The sequence below is a fragment of the Nonomuraea fuscirosea genome, from assembly GCF_035917475.1.
GTDB classification, from domain to species: domain Bacteria; phylum Actinomycetota; class Actinomycetes; order Streptosporangiales; family Streptosporangiaceae; genus Nonomuraea; species Nonomuraea fuscirosea.
This window is the reverse complement of the sequence record NZ_CP109074.1, coordinates 10,073,509-10,097,218: the sequence shown is the minus strand read 5'-3', so window position 1 is coordinate 10,097,218 and position 23,710 is coordinate 10,073,509. Positions and strand designations below refer to the sequence as shown.

At 68.7% G+C, this 23,710-nt stretch carries 23 protein-coding genes and 1 tRNA gene; 16 read left to right on the top strand and 8 right to left on the bottom strand.

Annotated elements, in window-relative coordinates:
* Window positions 1-2: 2 nt before the first annotated feature.
* The 5 genes from OIE67_RS46365 (at window position 3) to OIE67_RS46345 (ending at window position 4,339) form a co-directional block, all read left to right on the top strand.
* Entirely contained in the window at window positions 3-1,175 is a 1,173-nt protein-coding gene (locus OIE67_RS46365) for a DNA polymerase III subunit delta' (RefSeq protein WP_326632594.1), read from the top strand.
* A gap of 62 nt (window positions 1,176-1,237) precedes the next feature.
* Window positions 1,238-1,807, top strand: a complete 570-nt coding sequence (locus OIE67_RS46360; protein ID WP_245955997.1) for a SigE family RNA polymerase sigma factor — start codon at window positions 1,238-1,240, stop codon at window positions 1,805-1,807.
* Window positions 1,804-2,850 carry a permease-like cell division protein FtsX gene (locus OIE67_RS46355; RefSeq protein WP_326632590.1) on the top strand — a complete coding sequence of 349 codons (1,047 nt, stop codon included), beginning with the start codon at window positions 1,804-1,806 and terminating at the stop codon, window positions 2,848-2,850. The genes OIE67_RS46360 and OIE67_RS46355 overlap by 4 nt, the downstream gene beginning before the upstream one ends.
* 144 nt (window positions 2,851-2,994) lie before the next feature.
* Entirely contained in the window at window positions 2,995-3,819 is an 825-nt protein-coding gene (locus OIE67_RS46350; protein WP_245956008.1) for a PSP1 domain-containing protein, read from the top strand.
* Between the two features lie 443 nt (window positions 3,820-4,262).
* Window positions 4,263-4,339 (top strand) — tRNA-Thr (locus tag OIE67_RS46345).
* A 379-nt stretch (window positions 4,340-4,718) separates the two neighbouring features.
* Here the strand turns inward: OIE67_RS46345 and OIE67_RS46340 are convergent.
* On the bottom strand, window positions 4,719-5,690 hold the full coding sequence (locus OIE67_RS46340; RefSeq protein ID WP_326632588.1) for an aldo/keto reductase: 972 nt from the start codon (window positions 5,688-5,690) through the stop codon (window positions 4,719-4,721).
* A gap of 148 nt (window positions 5,691-5,838) precedes the next feature.
* Between OIE67_RS46340 and OIE67_RS46335 the strand changes: the two genes are divergently transcribed.
* The 4 genes from OIE67_RS46335 (at window position 5,839) to OIE67_RS46320 (ending at window position 8,692) form a co-directional block, all read left to right on the top strand.
* Window positions 5,839-6,444, top strand: coding sequence for a TetR/AcrR family transcriptional regulator (locus OIE67_RS46335; protein ID WP_326632586.1), 606 nt, complete (start codon window positions 5,839-5,841; stop codon window positions 6,442-6,444).
* Window positions 6,445-6,645: 201 nt separating this feature from the next.
* Window positions 6,646-7,002: an ester cyclase gene (locus OIE67_RS46330; RefSeq protein ID WP_326632584.1), complete on the top strand. Its 357-nt coding sequence runs from the start codon at window positions 6,646-6,648 to the stop codon at window positions 7,000-7,002.
* Window positions 6,995-8,113: a Gfo/Idh/MocA family protein gene (locus OIE67_RS46325; protein ID WP_326632582.1), complete on the top strand. Its 1,119-nt coding sequence runs from the start codon at window positions 6,995-6,997 to the stop codon at window positions 8,111-8,113. The genes OIE67_RS46330 and OIE67_RS46325 overlap by 8 nt, the downstream gene beginning before the upstream one ends.
* Before the next feature lie 405 nt (window positions 8,114-8,518).
* Window positions 8,519-8,692 carry a helix-turn-helix domain-containing protein gene (locus OIE67_RS46320; RefSeq protein WP_326632580.1) on the top strand — a complete coding sequence of 58 codons (174 nt, stop codon included), beginning with the start codon at window positions 8,519-8,521 and terminating at the stop codon, window positions 8,690-8,692.
* Between the two features lie 64 nt (window positions 8,693-8,756).
* Here the strand turns inward: OIE67_RS46320 and OIE67_RS46315 are convergent, their stop codons facing one another.
* The 6 genes from OIE67_RS46315 to OIE67_RS46290 all read right to left on the bottom strand — a co-directional run bounded on the left by OIE67_RS46315 (window position 8,757) and on the right by OIE67_RS46290 (window position 13,221).
* Window positions 8,757-9,269: a DUF6461 domain-containing protein gene (locus tag OIE67_RS46315; RefSeq protein ID WP_326632578.1), complete on the bottom strand. Its 513-nt coding sequence runs from the start codon at window positions 9,267-9,269 to the stop codon at window positions 8,757-8,759.
* Window positions 9,270-9,635: 366 nt separating this feature from the next.
* Window positions 9,636-10,205: a helix-turn-helix domain-containing protein gene (locus OIE67_RS46310; protein ID WP_326632576.1), complete on the bottom strand. Its 570-nt coding sequence runs from the start codon at window positions 10,203-10,205 to the stop codon at window positions 9,636-9,638.
* 486 nt (window positions 10,206-10,691) lie between these two features.
* Window positions 10,692-11,039 carry a hypothetical protein gene (locus OIE67_RS46305; RefSeq protein WP_326632574.1) on the bottom strand — a complete coding sequence of 116 codons (348 nt, stop codon included), beginning with the start codon at window positions 11,037-11,039 and terminating at the stop codon, window positions 10,692-10,694.
* A 76-nt stretch (window positions 11,040-11,115) separates the two neighbouring features.
* The gene (locus OIE67_RS46300) at window positions 11,116-11,565 is read right to left on the bottom strand and encodes a hypothetical protein (protein ID WP_326632572.1); all 450 of its coding nucleotides are present in this window, start codon (window positions 11,563-11,565) and stop codon (window positions 11,116-11,118) included.
* A gap of 168 nt (window positions 11,566-11,733) precedes the next feature.
* On the bottom strand, window positions 11,734-12,204 hold the full coding sequence (locus tag OIE67_RS46295) for a hypothetical protein (RefSeq protein WP_326632570.1): 471 nt from the start codon (window positions 12,202-12,204) through the stop codon (window positions 11,734-11,736).
* A gap of 126 nt (window positions 12,205-12,330) precedes the next feature.
* Window positions 12,331-13,221: an SEL1-like repeat protein gene (locus tag OIE67_RS46290; protein WP_326632568.1), complete on the bottom strand. Its 891-nt coding sequence runs from the start codon at window positions 13,219-13,221 to the stop codon at window positions 12,331-12,333.
* 1,648 nt (window positions 13,222-14,869) lie between these two features.
* Between OIE67_RS46290 and OIE67_RS46285 the strand changes: the two genes are divergently transcribed.
* The gene (locus OIE67_RS46285) at window positions 14,870-15,751 is read left to right on the top strand and encodes a helix-turn-helix domain-containing protein (RefSeq protein WP_326632566.1); all 882 of its coding nucleotides are present in this window, start codon (window positions 14,870-14,872) and stop codon (window positions 15,749-15,751) included.
* Between the two features lie 114 nt (window positions 15,752-15,865).
* Here the strand turns inward: OIE67_RS46285 and OIE67_RS46280 are convergent, their stop codons facing one another.
* Complete coding sequence (locus tag OIE67_RS46280; RefSeq protein ID WP_326632564.1) at window positions 15,866-16,081, bottom strand: DUF397 domain-containing protein; 216 nt, start codon at window positions 16,079-16,081, stop codon at window positions 15,866-15,868.
* Window positions 16,082-16,222: 141 nt separating this feature from the next.
* Here OIE67_RS46280 and OIE67_RS46275 point away from each other — a divergent pair, with 141 nt between their 5' ends.
* Genes OIE67_RS46275 through OIE67_RS46250 form a run of 6 tightly spaced genes read left to right on the top strand, consistent with a single transcriptional unit; the run spans window position 16,223 to window position 23,529 of the window.
* Window positions 16,223-17,452, top strand: a complete 1,230-nt coding sequence (locus OIE67_RS46275) for an AfsR/SARP family transcriptional regulator (protein WP_326632562.1) — start codon at window positions 16,223-16,225, stop codon at window positions 17,450-17,452.
* Window positions 17,453-17,471: 19 nt separating this feature from the next.
* The gene (locus tag OIE67_RS46270; RefSeq protein ID WP_326632560.1) at window positions 17,472-19,793 is read left to right on the top strand and encodes a hypothetical protein; all 2,322 of its coding nucleotides are present in this window, start codon (window positions 17,472-17,474) and stop codon (window positions 19,791-19,793) included.
* A 1-nt stretch (window position 19,794) separates the two neighbouring features.
* Entirely contained in the window at window positions 19,795-20,760 is a 966-nt protein-coding gene (locus OIE67_RS46265) for a hypothetical protein (protein WP_326632559.1), read from the top strand.
* Window positions 20,757-21,875 carry a hypothetical protein gene (locus OIE67_RS46260; RefSeq protein ID WP_326632557.1) on the top strand — a complete coding sequence of 373 codons (1,119 nt, stop codon included), beginning with the start codon at window positions 20,757-20,759 and terminating at the stop codon, window positions 21,873-21,875. Before OIE67_RS46265 ends, OIE67_RS46260 begins: the two co-directional genes overlap by 4 nt.
* Complete coding sequence (locus OIE67_RS46255) at window positions 21,872-22,825, top strand: protein kinase domain-containing protein (protein WP_326632555.1); 954 nt, start codon at window positions 21,872-21,874, stop codon at window positions 22,823-22,825. The genes OIE67_RS46260 and OIE67_RS46255 overlap by 4 nt, the downstream gene beginning before the upstream one ends.
* A complete protein-coding gene (locus OIE67_RS46250) occupies window positions 22,822-23,529 on the top strand; it encodes a vWA domain-containing protein (protein WP_106243406.1) in 708 nt (235 codons plus the stop codon). Before OIE67_RS46255 ends, OIE67_RS46250 begins: the two co-directional genes overlap by 4 nt.
* Window positions 23,530-23,710: the final 181 nt, after the last annotated feature.

The following is a 23,710-nucleotide window of genomic DNA, read 5'->3' as shown; positions in this document are numbered from 1 at the left end:
TCGTGACCGTTTTCGATGACCTCGTAGGGCAGGAGCAGGCGGCGGCCGTGCTGTCGCGTGCCGCGGCGGCGGCCGGCGAGGTCGTCGCGGGCGGGCGGGGCGCCGGCATGACGCACGCCTGGCTGTTCACCGGCCCGCCGGGCTCAGGCCGGGAAGAGGCCGCGCGCGCCTTCGCCGCGTCCCTGATGTGCCCGCAGGGCGGCTGTGGCCACTGTGACCAGTGCCACCAGGTGCTCATCGGCTCGCATCCCGACCTGGAGTCCGTACGCCCGCAGGGGCTGTCCTACAGCGTCAAGCAGACCAGGGAGCTGATCCTGCGCGCGGCCGGGGCGCCGACGCAGGGGCGGTGGCGGGTCATCCTGTTCGAGGACGCCGACCGGGCCACCGAGTCCGCCGCTAACGCCCTGCTCAAGGCCGTGGAGGAGCCGCCGCCCCGTACGGTATGGCTGCTGTGCGCGCCCGCGCCCGACGACCTGATGATCACCATCAGGTCCCGGTGCCGCGTCGTCAACCTCACCACGCCCGCGACGGAGGCCGTCGCGCACGTGCTGGCCACCCGCGACAGCGTGCCCTGGGAGACCGCCAGGTTCGCCGCCAGGGCCGCCCAGGGACACATCGCCAGAGCCCGCTCCCTCGCGCTCGACGAGGGCGTCAGGAGCCGCAGGGAGGCGGTGCTGAGCATCCCGCGCACGCTGACCGGGGTCGGCGAATGCGTCTCCGCCGCCGAACGGCTGGTGAAGACGGCCGAGGAGGAGGCCGCCGCCGCCACGGCCGCGCTCAACGAGAACGAGACGGCGGAGCTGCGCAAGCTGTACGGGGAGGGGTCCACCGGCAAGGGGCTCAACCGGGGGCTGGTGCGCGGCGGCGCAGGCGCGCTCAAGGAACTGGAGGACCGACAGAAGTCCCGGGCCACCCGGATCAAACGCGACTCGCTCGACTCGGCGCTGCTGGAGCTCGTGGCGTTCTATCGGGACGTGCTGACGCTGCAGTTCGGGGCGGCCGGGGTCGAGCTGGCCAACGACGACATCCGGTTCGACCTCGACCAGCTCGCGCGGTCCTCCACGCCCGAGGAGACGCTGCGGCGGATCGACGCGATCATGCAATGCAGGGAAAGGCTGGCGGCGAACGTCAACCCGCAGATGGCCGTCGAGGCGATGATGCTGGCGCTGCGCTGAGGTTTTCCACAGGCCTGCCTGCCGGCGGCTGACGGCTGCTTCGGGGACCGCAAGATATTCCGGTGACCCAAGCAGCAGACGAGGCCCTGAAGCGTCTCTGTTACGTGGAAGCCGAACTACTCATCCAGCAGGATGCCCTGGCGCCGGGGCAGGTCGACGTCGCGTCGATCTTCGCCGAGCACCACGTCGGTCTGGTGCGGCTGGCGCTCATCATGGTCGGCGATCAGGCCACCGCCGAGGACGTCGTGCAGGAGGCGTTCGCGCGCACTCACGCCGGCCGGGCCCGGCTGCGTGACGCCGACCGGGCGCTCGCCTACGTGCGCTCCGCGGTGCTCAACGGCTGCCGGTCGGTGCTGCGTCGGCGGGCGACGGTGTTCAGACGGGCGGTGCCGTACGAGCCGCCCGTCTGGTCGGCGGAGAGCGCCGCGATGCTGGGCGAGGAGCGGCGTGAGGTGCTGCTCGCGCTGCACGGGCTGCCGCGCAGGCAGCGGGAGGCGTTGACGCTGCGCTACTACTTCGACCTCACCGACCAGGAGATCGCCGAGACGATGCGGGTCAGCGCGAGCACGGTGAGGTCCACGATCACGCGAGGGCTGGCCGCCCTCGGGCGGGTGCTTGGGGAGGAATCATGAACAGCCCTGTGGAAGACCGGCTGCGGGAGGCCCTCACCGACGCGGGGGCGACGATCGACACCAGCACGCTGCGGCCGCTGCGGTCGCCGGAGCGGCGGCGGTTCCGGATGGATCTGCGGATGGTGAGCGTGGCGACGGCGGTGGTGCTCGCGGGCACGGCGGCTTTCGCGGCGTTCGGCCCCGGCGGCGGCGACCAGGACAGCGCGGTGACGATGAACCCTCCGGCTGCCCAGAGCAAGCAGCCCGAGCTGGTCGCCTTCCTCTGCACGGCGTCGTCGAAGCAGGAGCGGTGCGGAGTGGGCGACGTCCCCGCGGACCGGATCCAGCAGATCGAAACCACGCTCAAAGAGCTTCCCCAAGTGGAGAGTGTGCGCTACACGAGCAGGGCGTCGGCCTACGAGAGCCTCAGCAGAGACTTCGCGCAGAACCAAGCCCTGCTGAAGGCGGTGAAGATCACCGATGTCCCCGCCTCGTTCACCATGACCCTGAGCCAGGGCGCCGACGTCAGCGAGACGCTGGGCAGGCTCAAATCGGTGACCGACATAGACCAGGTCGTCAATCCCACCGACGTGCCGCCCTGGGAGCAGACCGCGGAACAACGCGAGTGGCCGCTCAAAGTCTTCCTGTGCAAGAAGGACACGATGATGCCCGCGTGCGGTGCGAAGCGCAGCAAGAACCAGGTCGTGAAGGAGGGCAAGGGCGCGACTCCCGCAGAAAAGAAGGCGCTCGAAGAGCTGATGGGGAAGATGCCGGAGGTCACGGAATTTGAGTACATAGACCAGCAGGCGGAGTACGAGGACTTCCGGAAGGCGTTCGAGACCAACCAGGCCCTGCTCGACGCGACCAGACCGGAAGACTTGCCGGCGTCCTTCCGGCTCAAGCTGAAGCCCGGCTTCTCTGCTCAATCCGTGTTCTTCAAGCTGCGCGGGCAGCCGGGGGTCGCTCAGATTTCTGACAGGCGGTGCTTGACCGACAGCGCGGCCCTCTCCTTCACATACGGAATCGAGCTGCCGGAAAGCGAGGTGTGCCTGGCGAACGGCTGACCGGCCACCCGGGCCTGCCGACCCGGCCAAGATCCGCACCACCACCCCTGACCACTGACGCATGGACCCACGTAATGTGGCAACGAAGGCCGTAAGCAATCCCCCAGGCCGTCAGGAGGCGAGCTCGAGCCCATGGGCATGATGATGGCTGTGAGCTTCACCCGTTACGGGAGGCTCTACTACCTCGATCCCGGCGAGCACAGCCCGAAGGTGGGCGACAAGGTGCTCGTGCCGACGGACTCGGGCCCGGAGGTGGCGGAGTGCGTCTGGGCGCCCCAATACACCAGCGAAGACGTCGAGGGCCTCCCGCTGTGCGCGGGGCCGGCCGGGGAGGAGCACCTGGCCCGCGACGAATCCAACAAACGCCGCCGTGCCGAGGCCCGCAGCGTCTCCAAACGCCTGATCAAACGGCACGCGCTGCCGATGAAGGTCGTCGGCGTCGACTACCTCGACGCGGACAACGTCTACACGGTCTACTTCTCGGCCCCCCACCGGGTCGACTTCCGCGCCCTCGTCCGCGACCTGGCCCGCAACCTGCGCGCCAGAGTCGAGCTCCGCCAGATCGGGCCGCGGGATGAGGCACGCCTCCAGGGCGGCATCGGCCCCTGCGGCCGCGACCTGTGCTGCGCCACGTTCCTCAAGGACTTCGAACCTGTCTCCGTCCGCATGGCCAAAGACCAGGACCTCCCGGTCAACCCGCTGCGGATCGCGGGGGCGTGCGGGCGACTCATGTGCTGCCTCAAGTACGAGCACCCGCTCTACCAGGAGTTCCGCGCCTCAGCTCCCAGGGTGGGGGCAAGCGTGGAGACCCCGGAGGGGGCGGGGACCGTGGTGGGCCACAACGTGCCGTCCGACTCGGTGGTGGTGCGGCTGAACGACGGGGGGCGCCGGTGCGCCTGCTCGAAGGCCAGCGTCTGCGCGCCGCGGAAGGCTTATGACTCGACGTACGGGGACGGGGAACCGGTCTGACGGGCGGGTCTCGCCTCGCCCGTAGGTCGGTGATGCCCGGCACGGCGGGGATGTTTGGCGGCGGAGAAGCCCTGATGCCGGGCCCCTGATGACGCTCCCCGTTGGGATCGTGTTTCGGGAGAGCCCGTGCTGGCGGGCCGTCGGGGTGCTGGGCGGAGGAGGAGCTCTGACAGCGCTTCTCTGGTGGGGCCCGCTCCTCGGGTTCGCGTTCCCGAAGGGCGGGACGTGCAGGGGGTTGTGCGGGGGCGCGGAGAGGGGCGTGGCGGTCCGTGGTCAACACCAGAGGACGGGGATCGCGTTCCCGGAGGATGAGGCGGACGGGTGGCCGTTGCGGGGCGCTGATGACGCGGAGAGGCCGGGGCGGTTCCGTCCCGGCATCGGATGATCGGTGGGAGCGAGAACCCCTCCGGCTCCTGTAGACTCTTTCAAGCTGCACGGCAGATGCCGCCTTAGCTCAGTCGGCCAGAGCACTTCACTCGTAATGAAGGGGTCTGGGGTTCGAATCCCCAAGGCGGCTCCAGTTCCGAAGCCCCGTGAGATCATTCACGGGGCTTCTGCGTGTCTGAAGTGCGTGATCGCGGTCCCATTCGGGGCCAGAAACCCTTGGTCTCACCTTGTGGGGTACCACGCAGTCGGCGTTCCTCGTTCAGGAGACGTGCAACGTTACTGAACGAGTGCTCCCGAGACGTCGAGCTTGGCACGACGAGCGATCACCGTGACTGTCCCTGCGGATAGGGATCGCAGCACCTCGGGTAGCGAGCGAAGCCGACGCTGTATCACCCATGGCTGCCTGACACCTCCGGGCCCACCGCCACTCGCGAGGTTCGGTGCCACGATGGAGAAGGTGGCCCTCTTCGCCCGGATGCCGACCCGCGGCGTGTGTGTTGGTACGTCTTCGATCAGCGGTCGATGGCGGCCATGTTGTCCGCGTCGTAGCGATCGCCGGAGGCCGGGGGCAGGTCGTTCAGGCGGGCGACGTGGCCGGCAGTGAGCTTGATGTGGTCGGCGGCGGCGTTCTCCTCCAGTCGGGCGACTCGCTTGGTGCCAGGGATGGGCGCGATGTCGTCGCCTTGGGCGAGCAGCCAGGCCAGGGCGACCTGCGCGGGCGTGGTGTCGATCTCGGCGGCTACGGCCCGGACCTCGTCGACGATGCGCAGGTTGCGTTCCAGGTTGCCGTCGGTGAAGCGGTGGTTGGTGCGGCGCCAGTCGTCGGTGTCGAGATCGTTCAGGGAGCGGATGCTGCCGGTCAGGAAGCCCCGGCCAAGCGGGGAGTACGGTACGAAGCCGATGCCCAGTTCGCGCAGGACGGGCAGGATCTCGGCCTCCGGGTCGCGGGTCCACAGGGAGTATTCGGATTGGACCGCGGTGACCGGATGCACGGCGTGAGCGCGGCGGATCGTGGCGGGGCCGACCTCCGACAGGCCGATGTGGCGGATCTTGCCTTCGGCCACCAGTTCAGCCAGCGCGCCAACGGTCTCTTCGACGGGCGTGCCGGGGTCCAACCGGTGCTGGTAGTAGAGGTCGATGTAGTCGGTACCCAGGCGCTTCAGTGATCCCTCCACGGCCAGGCGGATGTTGGCCGGCGTGCTGTCCGGAGCCGTGCCACCGATGTGGGAGATCAGTCCGAACTTGGTCGCCAGCACGACCTCGTCTCGGCGCCCCTGCACGGCCCGGCCGACCAGCCCCTCGTTGATGAAGGGGCCGTACCCCTCAGCGGTGTCGATATGGGTGACCCCGAGGGCCAGAGCGCGGTGGATCGTGCGGATCGACTCGTCGTCGAACTGGCCGGCGCCGGTGTAGAACGCCGACATTCCCATGGCTCCGAGACCGATGCGCGAGACCTTGAGGCTGCCGAGCGAAACGGTTTTCATGGCGCGGACTTCCCTTCCCATCAATTAAGTACCGGTTGGTGCAGAACGCTAGCACATCAAGACCGAACGGTACTTAACTGTGCTCGCCGCCCGGGTGAAATGAAATTGCTGGTCAGCGCATATCTGTACCGACGGGTACGCTTGTGGCATGGGTAGCTCCCGTAGGGCCGTCATGGGTCGGCCTCGAGAATTCGACATCGACCAGGCGCTGGAACGCGCGATGCGGGTGTTCTGGGCCCGAGGGTACGAAGGTGCGAGCCTCGCTGAACTGACCGGCGCCATGGGAATCACCAAGACGAGCATGTACGCGGCCTTCGGCAACAAGGAGCAGTTGTTCCGCAAGGCCCTCCAGCGCTACGGCGCAGGGCCGGCCGCCTATGCCGCGCGCGCCCTGGAGGAGCCCACCGCACGGGCTGTGGCCTTGGCGTTCCTCCGCGGAGCGGTCTGCACCACGACCCCTCCCGACGGCCCCTCCGGATGCCTGACCGTGCAGGGCGCGCTGGCGTCGAGCGACGAGAGCCGGGCCGTCCACGACCTGCTCGTCGACTGGCGCAACGACGCGGGGGCCCGCCTTGAGGAGCGCTTCCGGCGTGCCGTCAACGAGGGTGATCTTCCGCGCGACGCCGACCCGCGGCGTCTGGCCCGGTTCATCATGACGATGGGCTTCGGCATCGCCGTGCAGGCCGCCAACGGCCTCGGTCCTGCTGAGCTCGATGAGATCGTGGACGCGGCGTTGCTCGGCTGGCCCGCATAGCGGCTGCAACCCTGCGCTCGCGCCGGTGAGACATTCTCCGCGCATGAGGGCCGTGACGGTGTGGCAAACTTCGGTACCGTTTGGAACAGAAGTTCTCGAGCAGTGGTTCCTTCCCTTGCCGACGTACTGCGACGAAACCGTCAAGAGCCGTCGCGAAAACACTGAGCCCGACCCCCGCTCCGGGGGTTGAAAGAGGAGAACATGTCCCACACCGACCTGCGCTGCATCGGGGTGCTCAACGCACACGAGATCAGCAACGACGAGACCGCCCTGAACGGCGAGCCAGGCGCTCGGGACCAGGGCATCGCTGTGCTGAACGGCGACATCGACGCGGTCCCGGACTTTCACGGGGAGCCCCAGGAGATCGCGGTAGGTGGTGATCGCCTGGTCGCCCGTCTGACCAACCCGGGCACGCCTGCCAGGGAGTGGCTCGGCGTGGCTCCCACCGCCGCCTCGTTCGAGATCGTCGAGTACGCCTACCAGGTGCGTAACGGGCGGTTCGTGCACATGACGGCCCCGCACGACGCCGAGACCCTGAGGCGGCAACTCGGTGCCTGACCTCCGTAAGCCGATCGGCGTCGGCATCGTCGGCCTGAGCGCCACGGGAGGCTGGGCGGCCGGGGCTCACCTGCCCGCGCTGAGAGCCGTCGACGGGATCGAGCTTCGCGCGCTGGCGGCGAGCTCCGAAGCCTCGGCCCAGGCGGCGGGAGCGGCGTATGGCGTACCCGCGTACACGTCGGTCGAGCAGCTTGCCGGCGACGAGAACGTCGACCTCGTTGTTGTCGCCGTCAAAGTGCCCCGGCATCGCGAACTCGTGTTGCCCGTGCTGAAGGCGGGAGTGCCGGTGCTCTCCGAGTGGCCGCTCGCCGTCGATCCGCACGAGGCCGAGGAGATGCGGCGTGCCGCCGGGGCGACGCGCACCTTCGTCGGTCTTCAGGGACGCTCCTCACCTGCCTTCCGCTGGCTGGCCGACCTCGTGTACGAAGGATTCGTGGGGGAAACGCTCTCCGCCACCGTCGTGGCTTCCTCGACCGAATGGGGCACTCCGGTGTCTCAGAACATGGTCTACACGCTCGACCGCAAGCTCGGGGCCACGATGCTGACCATCGCGTTCGGACACGCGATCGACCTGGTGTCGATGGTCGTCGGCGAGCTTCAGGACGTGGTCGCTACAACCGCGACCCGGCGCCGCCAGGTTCCCCTGGGGCGCACCGGGCAGGTCGTTCCGATGACCGCCGAGGACCAGATCGCGATCTCGGGCACCGTGGCGGGCGGGGCGATCCTGTCCGTCCACCACCGTGGAGGCGCGGCATCAGGTGCAGGGTTCTCTCTGATCATCGACGGCACGGAGGGGAGACTCGAGGTTACCGCCGCCGAATTCCCGCACATCGGTCCGGTCACGGTGCGTGGCACACGCGGCAGCGGTCGGCCTACGAAGCTCACGCTGCCCAGCGGCTACGACGACTACCCCGCCCTGGCCGGGACAGTGATCCACACGCTGGTGCACGCCTACGCCGCGATTCGGGACGACCTCGTCCACGGAACGGCTGTCGCCCCAGACTTCACCCACGCCGTCAAGCGCCACCGGCTTCTTGACGCGATCGTACGGTCCGCCGCCACAGGCCAACGAGTGGCTCTCCACCCCCACGACCGTGTGCGCAGTAGTTGATGGTGCGTGACCTGGGGTTACCGAGTGAATCCGACGGACTTGTCGGAGGCCAGGCCGGCGATGGCGTATTGGGGAACCCCCTTCTGAAGTGGGGAGCGCCGACGCCATACGGGACATCCCTGGACGGCGTTGTCGAGGCTGTCTCAGGTGCGGTTGAACGGCGTTCCCGGGCCCCTGGTGTTTGAACACCGATACCGACTCGGGCGGCGTGCTCTGGATCCTGCTAGCCGCAGTGATCGTCATCGGACTGGTGTCCGGCGGCGTGGCAACAATGGGAAACGCCCCGCCGGTTTCCTCCGAGACACGTAGGACGTCGCGGTCGGCGACGGCTACGCCAGTCAAGCCCTCGGAGGGCCCTGAGGGAAGGCTGGTCCTTCAGCTTCGCGATGCACGGGAAAGATCGGCTTGTCCCAAACGGAGGTAACTGAACGGACTGGTATCGCGCAGTTGACGATCAATGATTTCGAGGGCGCGCGGGCCGTTCCAAGTGCCGAAACCTTGAAGGCGCAGTCTGACGTCTATCAGCTTTCGCTCGATGAATGGTCTCTCCTTGAGGTTGCTCGCGCCGAGATCCGTTGAGCGGACGGCCGGACGGTGAACGATGCTGGTGAGTTGCGAGGTTGGCAGGCGACAGCGAGGTGGCTCAGTATTCGAGGACGCCGTGGGCGGCCACTGCGGCGCTTGAGGCGTTTGGCCGGACCTGCGTGATGCGTTCGGCGAGCAGGAGTGCGGCGGGGAGGCCGCCGTCTGTCTTGTCGCCGGTCAGGCCGAGTTCGATCCGGTCGGCCAGGTAGTCCTCTGGAAGGCCGTCTTCATTGCCGCCGTACAGTGGGTCGAAGGACAAGACTTTGTGACCGTCGGCGTAATGGTCGAAGGATGCGACCAAGTTCACGTTGACGAAGACACTGGCCGTGACCGTCCCCGCGGATAAGGAGCGCAGCACCTCGGGTAGCGTGCCGGCGAAGCCGTTCCACTCGCTCAGAATGGTCCCGCCCTCGGCCGGGCGGGCGCAGATGAGGCCTTCCTCGAAATCGCCTTCCTCGTCATCTCCGTCGAAGACCTCAATGCCGAGGCGGGCCAGCGCCTCGTGCGGGGCGAGTCCGCGGACGAAGGTCGCGCAGAATGCTTCGTCATCGAGCCAGTCGTAGCCGCTCATGGGTGGGGTCCTGTTCTGTCGGGACTGATCATGGAGATGATGGCAGGCGGGTCCGACGAAAGTTGGCATGATGACCTTGAGAGGCGGGACTGGGGTTTCTGCGCGGTGAGATGCGGGTTCGTGAAGTGCAGAACGTGCGGGACGTGTCCTGGGAATCCTGCGTCGGCGGATGGCCGTATGGAGGGTCAGGCGGGTTCGAGGTGGTCGGCGAGGCGGCGGAGGGTGAGCGCGAAACGGCCGCGGAGGTGTAGCAGAACTGGTCGGCATGAGTGCGGCGGGATCATGCGTAAGCGTGCGGCTTCGGCTCGTTGCTCAGTGAGGTGGGCGCGGGCCAACTCCTCATGCATGGCGTACATGGGAAGGTCCTCAGGGTTCTTCGGGGAAGGCGTGGTAGAAGGTGAAGATCGGGCGAGTGTCCGGTGGCGCTTCGCCGGATTCGACGCGCGATCTGGTCAGCTCTCGCCATGGCTGCAACACGGCACAGAGCTGGTCGGCGAGTTGCGCGAGTTCATCGTTGGTGAGCCTCAGGTGGTGGCTGCCTCCGAAGGCCGTGTTGCGCCACTCCTCGGGAAGCTTCATGTGCGTGCGTTCGAAGTCGCGTAGCCGTTCGAACTGGTCGATCACCCATTGTGAAGTCCACGCCTGCAATGCGGCTTCGGCTTCTGGGTCTTCGAAGTCTCTGGTCAATATCCACCCGACCATGGCTGCCCGCACCCAGCGTTCCCGGCTGTCTCGGGCGAGCTCCGGTACGTCTTCGATGAAGCCGTGTTTCTGCATCTGCCGCAGGTGATAACTGACCTGGCCGGGGTCGGCGTCCATGCGTCTGGCGAGCTCGCTCACCGTGACCGGGCCGATGCGGAAAAGAAGACTGAAGAGTTTCATCCGAAACCCGTTGGCCAAGACCTTGAGCATGTCCGGGTCATCGATTTGTCGCATGACGACGACGGTAGGACCCGCAGGTGAAGATGCTCAAGGGGTCTACTGGATCTTGGAAACGCGTGGTGAGGTGGCATCGCGGTTGAGACTGAGCAAGTTCGAGGGCTGAAGGTCCGCTTTCGCTCTCGGAGGTGCCGACAACAGCCTTGGACGATCGTGGACGTTGGTGGGCAGCGCCCCAATCATGAGGTTGCCCGGCGGGGGATTGTTGCCCCGACTTGGATGGCCTGGGCGATCGTGTTCTCGCTCGTTGTGCGATCCCGGATGTCGGCTTCCAGGTCAGAAGCCGTTGCTCTCTGACAGGGAGAGGCAGGCCGGAAAGGTTTCGGGAGGGTCAACGCTTCGGTGGCTGGCGGCGTCAGCGGTCAGAGAGCGTCGGGAACGATGCTGTGCATGTCGTTGGTGAGGGAGGGCCCGGCGCTCATGGCCGTGCCATGCGCCATTGAAGGACAGGAGGTTGCGATGGCGCCGGTGTCGAGCAGGCAGTCAGTGAGGATCGCTCCAGAACGTGTACCACGGACCCCACAGGGGCAATGTGTCGCCCGGCCTCCTGTCAGGGCTCCATATGTATGCGCGGTAACTGTTGCTGAGGGCGAAGACCACCGTGTCGCCGTCCCAGTAGACCGTGTCGAACGTGAGGGCGCCGATTGTCTGGCGCCCGAGCACCTCGTCTTTTCTCAGCGTGCGGGCGACGGCTTCCATCTGGGAGGCCGAGTCGGCGAATCGACCGTCTCTGCCGGGCAAGAGCCAGACGAGCCCCAGGAGGAGGAGTGCACCGGCCAGGAGCACCGCTACCCAGCGTAAGACCGGGCCTTCGGTGGTGATTCGTCTCATGCGAGCATCTTCACATGCTTCCGTGCAGCAGCCTGTTTGTCTTCCCGCCCGAATGAGGCCCGGGGCGGGAGTCGGGTTAGAAGTCGTAGTGGTGGTAGCGGGCGGCCTTGGCCTCCTCTTCCTGGCAGAAGAAGGTGTCGTGGAACGGGGTCACCGCGTAGTCGTCGTCTCCGGGGGTGTTGTAGCTCATGGCGGCCGCGAAGTTGGTGGCGACGATGGGCAGGCCGCCGCACCTGATCACGTGGTACGGGTAAGTGGTCAGCGAGCTGGCCAGTGGTGTGATCGAGGCGATGGCGTACACGGCGATGCCTGCTACGAGGGCGCGTAGCCAGTCCGGGCGGAAGCGTAGTACGGCGAGGAGGAGCAGGCCGGTCAGGTAGGCCAGGGTGAACAGGAGCAGGTACGTTCCCGCGAGCAGTGTCCATGACCGGCCACGTAGCGCGATGAGCAACGCGACCAAGCCGAGTGCGGGTAGGCCGATGACGAACGCGGCCAGCCATGTGCTCGCTCGGCGAAATGACCTCATGGTCAGTGTGATGAATGGGTCTCGGGGCTGGTTCCCGGAACGGGTCGGCAGGGTGAGGGCGGGCGTCTGTCCAGGGATGGGTTGGTCGCTCTTGGAAGACGCCCAGAGGTGATCACCTGCTGTTATGCGGAGCGCCTGCGGTGAATCCTTCTGTGTCTGCCTTTGTTGTTACACCTTTTCGTGGGTCCAGCCCGCGCGCCAGGCGCCGTAGGTGGTTTTGTAGGCGGTGGCGCACGTGCCGCTGCTGCAGCGGTGGTAGCCGATCTTGAGTCGGCTTACCTTTCCGCTCGCTACGCCGTAGTAGTGCGAATACCACTTGTAGACGCCGGGGCCCTGCCCTCGTACGCAGCTCGGTTCGACGCGGGCGCGGTTGTAGGCTCGCTGACGTGCGATGCTTTTGCCCTCGGGGTATCCGTAGTTCATGCGGATGTGCCGCTCGTCGTACAGGTGGCGGGTGATGGAAGTTTCGTACGCCTTTTTCTTGTCGCCCTGTTTGCAGTTCGCGCCCCACTTGGAATAGAGGAAACCGGGGGATGCCGATGCCGTCTGTGGGGCGATCGTTGTTGCTCCGAAGGCGATGATGGACAGGGCGAGTCCTGTGGCGAATCGCTGAGCTAGTGACGTGATGGTGATCCGCATGAGCCTGCCTTTTGCTCTCGTCGGTTATTGGGCGCGTTCATGCGAAGTTCAGCACGGTGGGGTATGCCGTGGGTATGTCGTAGGTGCGCAGGCAGGTATTGCGGTGGGTTGCAGGGTGCGTGTTCTCTACGCGTTGTGCCGATCCGTGTGGCTGTCGGTCAGTTGGTCGGCGGCGCCGGTGAACTCGGCGATGGCAGCGGGGTGGCCGTCGAGGGCGGCGCGGCGGAACCACCCGGCCGCCACCCAGGGCTCGCCTCTGCTGCGATGGGCACAGCCGAGTTGGTACGCGGCCTCCGTATGGCCGCTGTCACCCGCCAGGCGGTAGAAGAACATCGCCATGCTCAGATGGCCGGGGCGCTGCTGTTGGAAGTCCTGGCCGTACTGATAGGCGAGGTGGGCGGCCAGTTCCCGGTGCTTGGGGCGGTTGAGCAGTTCGGTGGCCTGTGGGTGGCCGGCTTCTTCGGCGCGGCGCAGCCATGGGCGGGCGTCTTCCGGCCAGTCGCGGAGCAGGGCGATGACGGCCAGGCGCATGCAGTCCTGGGCGTTGCGGGCGTCGCTGGCGAACAGGACGCGGATGCCGCTCCGGCCGAAGACCCGGAGGAGGTACTCCCTTGAGGGGACGGGCGAGGGGGAGGGCGAAGACGAGGGTGGCGTCTCCTTCTGCTCCTGCTCGTCGTTGGCTGGAGGAGCAGGGCGGGCGGGGGTGGGGTGGTTGTCGCGGGCCGCGCGCCACAGGTCGTGCCAGGCCTTCACGTCGCTCAGAGGCTGGATGTCCAAGCCGGTCTGCTCGGCGGCGGTTCGGCAGGCGGTGATGAAAGAGAACACCCAGGGCCATTCCGGTGCTCGCTTGCGTTTACCGGCCAAAATGTCGTGCGTGGTGCTTTCCGCCAGCTCCCTGCTGCTGTTTCGCGAAAACTTTCGCAGGTCGGACAGGGAGGGGGACCCCGCCAGTGTGACCAGCTCATTCAACTGGTCGACCAGCGTGCACAGTGCCGCGTCGCGAGGTTGTTCAGCCATCGCCCCAAGCCGGAAATGAGTGATCTTCGAGTTTTGTGTGTGACGGTGGTCATATTGGCATCATTCGGCGGTCAATCTGACGCAGATCGCATATTCAGCCTCATTTCAGATCGGTGACGACTGAGTCGCCACTCAGGATCGGGGCTCAGGCGTTGGGGGTTGGGGTCGGGGGTCAGGCGTTGGGGTCGGGGTTGAGGGCTCAGGGGTTGAAGGTCAGAGGGTTGAGGGCTGAGTCAGGAGACTGGGTGCTGGCCGGGCGGATCTCGTTGCGGCTCGCCGAGGCGTCGGGTTAGGCGCGCCTGATCGGTTGAACGGGGTCGGGGTCGGAGTCGGGTCTGTGCCGGTCGGGGTGGGGTCGATGGTGAGTGTGTGGTGGTCGGGTGGGGGCGGAGTTGGTTGGTCATGGGTGTGGTGGTTGGCGGGGACAGGGGCGGTCTTGGATGCGTGGTGGTCGGGGCCGGTGGGCGGGGTGGCAGGGGTGATGGGGAGGGGCTGGCGGAGAAGGCCGGATGAGGTCGGACGGGACCGGACGAGGAAGGTCGCGACAGGGTCGGACGGGGACGGACGAGGACGCCGGGGGACGAGACCGGATGAGGAGGTCGGGGCGGGGCTGGGCTAGGGAGGTCGGGACAGGGTCGGACGGGCTCGGACCAGGAGGTCGGGATGAGGCCGGATGAGGAGGTCGGGTGGGGTCGGACGAGGGAGGTCGCGACTGAGGTCGGACGGGGGTGGACCAGGTGGTCGGGACGGGGTCGGGGTAGGGAGATCGCGGTGGGGCGGGTGAAGGTGGGTGGGAGTGTTGGGGCATTCGGTCCGGGATCGTCCGGAGTTGCGAGGAGTGGTGGACGGGTGACTCGCCGCTGCCGCAGGATCGGTGACCGCAGCCCTCTCCGCAGTTCTCACCAGCCACGTGAGTCAGGCGGACGGAAGCGGATCAGAACGGTTCGTGGGCGGCCGTAAGTCAGTAGGCGGTGTTCGCGGTGCGGGTGCCGGCTGCTGGAGATCAGGTGTTCTGGCGGTGGGCGACCGGAGTTCACGGTGTTGTTGCGGTCCATGACCACAGTCCACGGTGTTGCGGCGGTTGGTGGTCGGTGCTCGGGATGGTGTGGCGTCGGTGATCGGTGCTCGCGGTGCCGGGGGTGGCCGATGGCTTGCGCTGGCGGTGCCGGGGTGGCCGGTGGCTCGCGTGGGCGGACTGAAGTGGGCGGTGGCTTCTGCTGGCGACTTCGCCGACGACTTGATGTTCGCCGGCGGTTTGATGCCGGTGGCTGGTGCGCGGTTCGGCTGCTTGTCGCAGCCGGCGTTGCTCAAGGAACGCAGGTCGGGTGACGGTGGCGCGGATCGTGGCCGGCTCGCCTTGTGGCCCAGGGTGGCGTCGGTGGCGGCAGGAGCTGTGGGGGTGGCGGTGGGCGGGGCCTGGAGGGTGGGGAAGGGTTCAGGAAGGAGAGTGGATGAATCGTACAGAATCAGTATAAGTCGGCGTTCGAGAGGTGTAGGCGGATGAACTGGGAGTATGGGGATTGGATCCATGCCGAACCATTATGGCGACTTGAAGAGCGATGACGAGCCATGCTTCAGTGCCTACACTTCGCATCAAAACAGTTCAAACTGACTCGGCGGTTGACCGGGTCGACAGGATCGGGGACAGATGGAAGACCTCGCAGGTGAGGGAGGGAGGGGTCGGAGCAAGCGACAGCGGTTGGCGGGGGAGCTGCGGCGGTTGCGTGACCTCGCCGGCATCTCCGGGCGGGATCTCGCTCACCGCATCGGCATCAGTCAGTCCAAGGTCTCGCGGATCGAGTCCGGCAGCGTGGTCCCCTCGTTGCCGGAGGTGACGGCGTGGAGTGAGGCGGTGGAGGCGCCGACCCCCACGCGGGAGTTCCTCGCCGACCTGACCCAGGCGGCCTTCACCGAGATGCACACCTGGCGGGCGGCCCTGCAGCGGCAGACGCATCTGCAGGACGAGATCCGCGAGCAGGAGGACCAGGCGCACGTGGTGCGGGTGTATCAGCCGACGATCGTGCCCGGGTTGTTGCAGACCGCGGAGTACGCACGCCGCGTCTTCTCGCTCTTCGACCCGCCCTACTCCGAGGGCGACCTGCCCATGGTGGTCGCGGCGCGGCTGCAACGCCAGCTCGCGCTGTACGACGAGAGCCGCACCTTCGAGTTCCTGATCACGGAGGCGGCGCTGCGGCTGCGGCCGGGTGCGCCCCGTCTCCTGCTGGCCCAACTGGACCGGGTCGCATCGCTGAGCACGCTGGAGAACGTCCGCATCGGGCTGATCCCGCAGGACGGCGAGGCACTGGTCTGTCCTTCGCACGGATTCACGCTCTACGAAAGTGACGGCAGCGCGGGTGACAGTTTCGTGGAAGTTGAGGTTACGCACATGAGGTTGACCGTTCGCGACGCCGATGACATCGCGACGTACCATCGGCAATGGTCCGTGCTGACCGGGATGGCGATTTACGACGACGCGGCGCGGCAATTTCTCGCGAAACTGAGCGCCGATGTTCGTGCCATGGCCCGATGACCCGCCATGCGCGCCCGTCCGGCCCCGGGGCCCGGCACTCCTGCGCCGGCTCCGGGGTCGGGGGAGGCGCCGCGGTCCGCGTGCCGCGGCGTCTCCCCTGGGAGCGGCCGTACGTTACGTCAGGTCGAACTCTCCGGCGTAGACCCCGGAGAGGAACGCGTCCCACTCCGAGTTGCTGAAGTTGAGCGTCGGCCCGGTCGGATTCTTCGAGTCGCGGAGTCCGACCCAGTTATCGCCGAAGGCGACCTCGACGCAGCCGCCGCCCCCGTCGCTGAAGGTGGCCTTGCGCCACGCGGCGCCCGTCGACTCATTCCGCTTGGCCTCGTTCATTTCGTTCTCCTTTTTCTTGGGGATGCCTTGTGCGTCCCTCTGGAATTAAGGATCGAATAGCGAGTCAGAGACCGGATAAGCGGGCTGATGCAAGGTCCGTCATAGGTCCTTCATAACAATTCCCGAGTGGAGGAAGTGGCCGTGAGATATCAACTGCTCAATGGGATGCAGGCATTCCGGGACGACCGGCCGGTTCACCTCGGGGAGCGGCAGCAGCGGCTGCTGCTGGCTCTGCTGCTGCTCGCCGAGGGCAAGCCGGTCACCATTGAGCAGGCCATCGACAAGATCTGGGGCGAGAAGCCGATCAGCAGCGCTCGTCACGTGCTGTCGCAGTACGCCAGCGACCTGCGTAGCCGGCTCGGCCGCACGCCCAAGGGAAAGCTCGTCCTGCCCACCCACACGACCGGCTACCTGGTGCTGGCCGAGCGGGACCAGGTCGACGCGCATCGCTTCCACGACCTCGTCGGCGAGGCGCGGGCACTGCTGCGCCAGGACGACGCGCGGGCCGTGGAGCTGCTGCGGGACGGCCTGAGGCAGTGGGGCGGTGACGGGCTGCGACCCGGTGAGCCGCTCAGCGGGCTGCCGGGCCCGGGCGCGGCCAACGCGCGGACCAGGCTGCTGGAGGAGCACCGCGCCGCGGTCGTCGAGTGCATGAAGGCCGAGCTGCGGCTCGGCCGCCACATCCAGGTGGTGCCCGAGATCCAGGACCTCGTCGAGACCTGGCCGCTGGACGAGGAGGCGACCTGGCTGCTGATGCTGGCGCTGCATCGCGTCGGCCGGTCGTCGGACGCCCTGGCCGCCTGCGACGAGCTGCGGCGCAGGCTGCGGGACGAGCTGGGGAGCGACCCCGGCGTCCGGATCAGGGACCTGCGGCAGCGGATCCTCCAGCAGGATCCCGGGCTCGAACCACCAGCCGATTCCACCGTCATCGATTCCTCAGGAGCGAACATGAGATCAGCCGCGGAGATCGGGAAGGACGCCGCCCGCCTCGTCGCCGAAGCCGTGACAGGCGGTGGGACCGCGCACCCCGAAGAGCAGGACGGGGTGTCCTGGGCCGAGGCTTCCTGGGGACGGCATTCCGTCCGGCTCGTGGAGATGGTGCGCGTACGGTTCGCCGGGGACACGGCAGCGACGAGCGCGCTCACCCAGGTCGAGGCCGATCCCGTCGACTCGGCGGCGCTCGCGACCCTGGAACGGGTGCTCGTCGCACACCTCGGCCGCGACCGTGCCTTCCTGGAAGGCGTCGAGCGCCTGGTCCGGCGGCTGTCCCGGGCGAAGGACGGCTCACCGTCGATCGTCGCCGACACGATCAAGAACGCCAGCGTCTACCACGCGCCCGTGCACTTCTCGGGCGACTTCACCATCTCCTGAACACGGCGGAGGCCGGAGCATGAGCCAGTCAGTCGATGATCCTCCGATCGAGGAGGCGGGCGACAAAGCGGCGGCGGGAAGCGCGGAAGCGGAGCAGCCGCCCCAGCCCCGCCAGGACAAGGAAGACAAACCGCTGAGCGAGGAGGACGCCCTGCGGGCGCTCCACCGCAAGGGCGAGAGCGAGGACGAGGCCGAACGCGCGGAGGCGGCGAGGGCCGCCGCGATCGCGGCCAGTGTGATGGAACGGCTGAACGCCGACCCGTTCGGCATGCGGATCGGCACGGTGGCGCTGTTCAACGACGCGGTCAGCTTCGGCGGCGGGATGAACTTCGGCGACGGCGCACGCCGCACCGGACAGCCGACGGCGCGGATCAGCGAGCGGCGGATCGCCCGCTGGACCGTGGGTCATCTTCCGCTGCCCCGCTTCGACGAGGCCCTGCGGATCCTGGTCGAACGCCGCCTGCTGATCCTGGCCCTCCCGCCCGGCGGGCGAAAGGCCACCGGGGTGAACCTGCTGGTCAAGGCGGTAAGAGGCCAGGGGGTTGCCGGCCAGATGGATGGGGAGCAGGTGGCCGGCGGGCAGGAGGCGGGCGGTGGTTGTCATGAGGTGCTGGACGCGTCCGTGCTGCGGGACGGGCAGTGGCGGCCGCCCGAGCGGGACAGCGGCTACCTTCTCGTCCTCGACGACACCACCCCCGGCCTCACCCCGCACCTGATCGACGAGCAGTGGATCGACGACCTGACGGCCTGCCTGAACGAGCACGGCAGCTACCTGGTCGTGCTGACAGGACCGCCGCGCGGGGCGCTGATGGAGGCCGAGCGTTCCGGGCAGGTGCTGACCACGCTGGGCGGGCTCGATCTGGTACGTCTCATCGAACGGCGCGTCCACGACCGCGAGCCGACGCCAGAGGAGTCGGCCGACCTGCGGCTGCGGCTCATCGAGGCGGGCGCCCTTGAGCTCCTGCGCGAGGACACCCGCCCCCGCACCGCGCTGCACCTGGCCACCGTGATCCGCGAGCGGGCGGATCTGGCGGCCAGGGTGAAGGAGCTGCGCGATCCGACGGGCCGGGTCCATGACTGGTTCAGCCGTCATCGCACGCCCGAGGCCATGTGTTTCGCGCTGGCCGCCGCGGCGCTGGAGGACGCCACGTACCTGACGGTCTCGGACGCAGCCGCGCAGCTCTACGAGCTGCTCACGCCGGCCGCGGAGGCGCCGCCCGACCTGCGCTTCCGGGAGCGGATCGGCTCCGACCACCCGTGGATCGACGTCTCGGTGGAGCCGGGCGGGACGCCCGGCGACGTGGCGCCGCGGGTCCGCTATCTCAATCCGCTCGTCCGGCAGGCGGTGCTCGGTTACGCCTGGACGTATCTGGACGGTCAGCGCTCGGCGTTCCTCGACTGGATCCGCCTGCTGGTCGCTCATCCGGACACCGGGGTACGGGCGCGGGCGTCGGTGGCCGCGGGCGTGATCGCCTGGAGCGACTACGACCATGCGCTGCACCGGTTCCTGCGGCCGTGGGCCAGGCACGGCTCCGTCGTGGTGCGCCAGAGCGCGGCGACGGCGCTCGACGTCGTGGGCGGTCACCCCGACCTGGCCGAGGCCGTGTGGCTGCTGCTCGAAGCCTGGGTGGCGGAGCAGGACACGGCCGCGCAGCGCAGGCAGGGGCTGACCGCCGCCGCGGTGCTCGGCGGCGGGCTGGGAGCGGCCCAGCCGCGCCGTGCGGTCAAGGCGCTGCACGTGCTGCTGGACGGCGACGACTGGGGCACGCTGCTGCCGGCCGGGCTCGCGTTGTTCCGCCTGATGGAGCGCGGGAGGGTGGCCGAGGTGCTGGCGGCGCTGGTCGAGTGGTCGGCGCCCCGCGACGGGTCGCCGATGGTGACGAAGGCGCTGGCGGCCTTCGTCTACCTGGCCGCCCAACCGGCCATCCAGCCGTCCGTCCGAACGTCCGCCCAGACGGCCACGCAGCCGTCCGCCCAACGAGCGGGCGAGGCGGATGGCCGGAGCCGGTTCTCGTCGATGCCGCTGCTGCTGGCCGGCGCGGAGGAGCACCGGTCGCAGCTGATCGAGCTGTGGGCCCGCGCCCTGGACCGCAGGCCGGCGCAGCAGCCGGCGCTGGAGACGCTGCGCGCATACCTGGACGTGCACGCGGAGCGCGACGGGACCGCCTACCGCAACGTCCGCGACATCGTGCTCGCCGTGGCCGCCCGGTCGGGCCGGCACCGGGAGCGGCTGCAGTACCACCTCGGCGACTGGGCCAGGGCCGCCGGGCGTCGTGGTCATCCGGCCGCCCGGCTGCTCGCCGAGCTCGGCCGTTCCTCGTACGCGAACGGAAGGACCTGACATGGAGCTGTACACCTACAACCCGATCACGAAGAGCACCAACCTGTCCCTCCTGCTGCCCCGCATGCCCCTGCGCCCGCCCGCGCCGGGGACGGCGCTGGTCCTGGCCCCGCGCAAGGGCGACCTGGTGACGATCCGGCACGGCGAGTCCGTCCCCGACGCCTGGTACGGCACCTACCGGCAGGTCTACGCGGTGGACGTGACCGAGCACCGGCTGGTGCTGAGCATGCCGCTGCTCAGCCGGAATCCCGCCTTCGGCTTCCCGAGCCTGGTGCGGCTGAACTGCCGGGTCGCGGATCCGGCGGAGATCGTGCTGCGCGGCATCATGGACGTCAGCGGCGCCCTGTACCTGCCCGTCCAGCGGATGCTCCGCCGGGTCTCGCGGGACTTCGACATCGGCGAGCTGCACCAGGCCGAGGACGCGCTCACCGAGTCGATGCGCACCTTCAGCGGCGACGCCGCGCTGCGGCTCCGCAACGTCACCGTCGAGGTGGTGGTCGACGGCAACGAGATCGTGGCGAGCGGGCGGGCGTACCGCGACATCGAGCGTGACACCCGGCTCATGGAGATGCGCAGGGAGCGGCATCTGCGCATGTTGCGCAAGGACGGCGCGGAAGGGCTGATCGCCGAGATCATGGAGCGCGAGGGCCCGCGGGCGGCGTACGACATGATCGCGAACGCGGAACGTGAGGAGCGGCAGGAGCTGCTGGTCGCCTGGCAGGCGGTGCTCAAGAACTCGGAGGCGGACCGGGAGCCGTGGGAGTCGCTGCAGGCCGAGCGCGCTCTGCGCGACCGGATGAACGGGGGCTCCTCGTCGCCGTTCGGCGGGATCCGCTCGACCCGGCTGCGCGGCACGCTCGCGCCGGCGCCGTCCCTGGAGGAGGAGTCCCGCGACGGCGGCGACGGCCGGCGGGCCAGCCGGGTCCGCGGCCTGCGGCCGACGAAGATCGAGGACCCGGACAGGTGACGGAGGTCAGGGTCAGGGGCGACGCCGTGGGTGCCCCGGGCGCGGGGACGATCTGGCACTACCGCGACGAAGGGGTCATGGCCGTAGGGGTGTGGACGGAACGGCTCGACGGGCGGGGCGAGGACGCCGAGCCGCTCTTCGCCCACCGCGTTCCCGCGGCTGAGGGGATCGTGGGCGTCTTCGACGGGCTGGGCGGGTCGGGCGCGGGCGCGGCCTGCGAACTGCGCGACGGTACGCGGCGCAGCGGGGCCTGGGTGGGGGCGCGGCTGGTCAGGTCCGGCGTGCTGTCCTGGTTCCTGGACGCGGCGGCGCGAACGACCTCCACGGACGCGGCGGCGCGAGCGACCTCCACGGACGGGACGGCGCTCGCGGACGGGGAGGCGCGGGAGGCGGCCGCAGCAGGAGCGAAGCCGACGGAGGCTCTGCGGACACGGCTGGTGGAGGTGCTGGCGGATGTGCCGGCGCCGCCGCGCAGCAAGATCGTGAGCCGGATGCGCCGGTGGCTGCCCACGACCATGGCCGCCGCACACTACCGGCTCGGCGGGGAGCAGGCCGAGTGCCGGGTCCTCTGGGCGGGCGACTCGCGGGCGTACGCGCTGAGCCGCGGCGGCGGGCTGCAGGCGCTGACGAGGGATCACACGGACGAAACCGACAGCCTTCAACAACTGGTGCAGGACCCGCCGATGACGAACGTGATCTGCGCCGACCAGGAGTTCACGATCGCGGAGCACGTGCTGCTGCTGCCGCTGCCGTGCGTCCTGGTCTGCGCGACCGACGGCTTCTTCGGCTACGTCGAGACCCCGGCCCATTTCGAGTGTCACCTGCTCAGCACGTTGCGGGCGGCGGCGGACGAGCGGGAGTGGGCGGAGCGGCTGGCCCGGCAGGTGTCGGGGTACACGGGCGACGACGCCTCGCTGAGCCTCGCGGCCCTGGGTTACGCGGGGTTCGCGGAGCTCAGGGAGAGCTTCGCCGCGCGCTCGCAGGAGATGGAGGCGCGCTATCCGCTGGTCCGCGCGGCCGAGGACGGCGCGGACCGGGAGTGGCGGGCGCGGACCTGGGAGGACTACCGGCCGGACTACGAGCGGCTCATGCCCGCGACCGCGGAGCCGGGATGAGGGCGGGCGACGTCATCAGGGGGTACCGCATCGTCAGCGAGCCGACGAACAGCGGCGGCGGGCGATGCGTGTGGGCCTTCGCCGAACGTGACGGGTGGCCGTACTTCATGAAGCGGTTCCTCGACCCGAAACGGCCCAAGAGCGGGTCCGCGGCGAGTGTGCGGGCGCGGCTGCGGGCGTGCGAGGAGTTCGAACGGCGGCACCGGGCGATCATGAGCCGGCTGCGGCACGACGCGGTCGGCGCCGGCAACCTGGTCCTGGCCTGCGACTTCTTCCACCACGGCGCCTCCTACTACAAGGTGACCGAGCGGATCGACGCGGTCGGCACGCCGCGGCCCGGCTCGCTCACGGCGGTGGAGAAGGCGGTGCTGCTGCGCACCCTGGCGCTCAGCCTGGGGCTGCTGCACGCCATCGGCCTGGTGCACGGCGACCTCAAGCCCGGCAACGTGCTGATCGTCAAGCGCGGGAAGGGCGCCTTCCACACGGCCAAGCTCATCGACTTCGACGACGCCTACGTGTCCGGCCGTCCCCCGGACCGCGAGGACATCGCCGGGGACCTGGTCTACGGGGCTCCCGAATGGCGCCGCTACGTGCGGGGGGACGAGGACGTGCGGCCGGAGTGGCTGACGACCGGGGCCGACGTCTTCGCCCTCGGCCTGCTCGCCCATCACTACCTGACCGGCGCGCTGCCGGGGTTCGGCGACCGGTTCGGGTCACCGGCCGACGCGGTGAACGCCGGGACGGCGCTGCGCCTCGACGACCGGCTGTGCGCGCCCATGAGAGACCTCCTGGGCGCGATGACGGCCAGGTCGCCCGGCGCCCGGCCGGGCACGGCGGCGTTCCTGGAGACGCTCAGGAACCCGGCGGTCTGCGAACTGCGCTCCCGGTACGTCACGTCACCGGGCTCACGAGTGCGAATCAGCATGCGAACAGAGGAGAACCAGCCATGACCTCCGGCGGCGAGTACCAGGGGAACCTGCGGTACGCGGTGGACATCGTGCTCTGCGTCGACGTGACCGAGAGCATGGCTCCGGTCCTCGACACGGTGAAGAAGAGCGCCCTGACTTTCCACGAGCGGTTGAGCCAGGTGATGGGCGGCAAGGGCAAGGAGATCAGCCGGCTCCGGCTCAAGGTCATCGCGTTCCGCGACTTCGGCGACTTCGCCGAGGACGCCATCGAGGAGACCGGCTTTCTGGTCTTCCCCGAGCAGGCGGACGAGTTCGACGGGTTCGTCCGGCGGTTGCGCGCGACCGGCGGCGGCGACGAGCCGGAGTCGGGCCTGGAGGCGCTGGCCCTGGCCATCGACTCGCCCTGGGAACGGGGGCTGGACCGGCGCCGGCACGTCATCGTGATGTTCACCGACGCGTCGGCGCATCCCCTGCGCACCCCGCAGGCCGTCTCCGCGCACACCTATCCCCAGCATCTCCCCCAGGACATGGACGGCCTGTTCGAGCAGTGGGGTTACGCCGGGAGCAGGACGGCCGTGATGGAGAACTCGGCCAAGCGCCTGGTGATCTTCGCGCCCGACGTCTATCCGTGGCGCGACATCACCGAGGAGTGGAACATGACGCTGCACTTCCCCTCCACCGCTGGGCAGGGGCTGGAGGAGCTGGAGCTGGACGAGATCATCGACACGATCGCGAACAGCCTGTGACCGTTCCCGGGCCGAACTGGCGGTGTGCGCTGTGCGACGTGTGGAACGCCTGTGCCGACGCCGCCTGCCAGGGCTGCGACACCCGCCGCGGCCCGGTCGTGACTTCCCAGCCCGACCTCTTCTTCGCCCCGCCGCCACGGGGGCCGGGACCTGGATTGAGGCCGGGATGGGGAGCAGGAGG

Bases quoted from the DNA above. Each gene is read 5' to 3' on its own strand.
- OIE67_RS46355 (WP_326632590.1), top strand. From the start codon at position 1,804: ATGAACAGCCCTGTGGAAGACCGGCTGCGGGAGGCCCTCACCGACGCG.
- OIE67_RS46350 (WP_245956008.1), top strand. From the start codon at position 2,995: ATGGCTGTGAGCTTCACCCGTTACGGGAGGCTCTACTACCTCGATCCC.
- OIE67_RS46340 (WP_326632588.1), bottom strand. From the start codon at position 5,690: ATGAAAACCGTTTCGCTCGGCAGCCTCAAGGTCTCGCGCATCGGTCTC.
- OIE67_RS46335 (WP_326632586.1), top strand. From the start codon at position 5,839: ATGGGTAGCTCCCGTAGGGCCGTCATGGGTCGGCCTCGAGAATTCGAC.
- OIE67_RS46330 (WP_326632584.1), top strand. From the start codon at position 6,646: ATGTCCCACACCGACCTGCGCTGCATCGGGGTGCTCAACGCACACGAG.
- OIE67_RS46315 (WP_326632578.1), bottom strand. From the start codon at position 9,269: ATGAGCGGCTACGACTGGCTCGATGACGAAGCATTCTGCGCGACCTTC.
- OIE67_RS46310 (WP_326632576.1), bottom strand. From the start codon at position 10,205: ATGCGACAAATCGATGACCCGGACATGCTCAAGGTCTTGGCCAACGGG.
- OIE67_RS46305 (WP_326632574.1), bottom strand. From the start codon at position 11,039: ATGAGACGAATCACCACCGAAGGCCCGGTCTTACGCTGGGTAGCGGTG.
- OIE67_RS46300 (WP_326632572.1), bottom strand. From the start codon at position 11,565: ATGAGGTCATTTCGCCGAGCGAGCACATGGCTGGCCGCGTTCGTCATC.
- OIE67_RS46295 (WP_326632570.1), bottom strand. From the start codon at position 12,204: ATGCGGATCACCATCACGTCACTAGCTCAGCGATTCGCCACAGGACTC.
- OIE67_RS46290 (WP_326632568.1), bottom strand. From the start codon at position 13,221: ATGGCTGAACAACCTCGCGACGCGGCACTGTGCACGCTGGTCGACCAG.
- OIE67_RS46285 (WP_326632566.1), top strand. From the start codon at position 14,870: ATGGAAGACCTCGCAGGTGAGGGAGGGAGGGGTCGGAGCAAGCGACAG.
- OIE67_RS46280 (WP_326632564.1), bottom strand. From the start codon at position 16,081: ATGAACGAGGCCAAGCGGAATGAGTCGACGGGCGCCGCGTGGCGCAAG.
- OIE67_RS46270 (WP_326632560.1), top strand. From the start codon at position 17,472: ATGAGCCAGTCAGTCGATGATCCTCCGATCGAGGAGGCGGGCGACAAA.
- OIE67_RS46265 (WP_326632559.1), top strand. From the start codon at position 19,795: ATGGAGCTGTACACCTACAACCCGATCACGAAGAGCACCAACCTGTCC.
- OIE67_RS46255 (WP_326632555.1), top strand. From the start codon at position 21,872: ATGAGGGCGGGCGACGTCATCAGGGGGTACCGCATCGTCAGCGAGCCG.
- OIE67_RS46250 (WP_106243406.1), top strand. From the start codon at position 22,822: ATGACCTCCGGCGGCGAGTACCAGGGGAACCTGCGGTACGCGGTGGAC.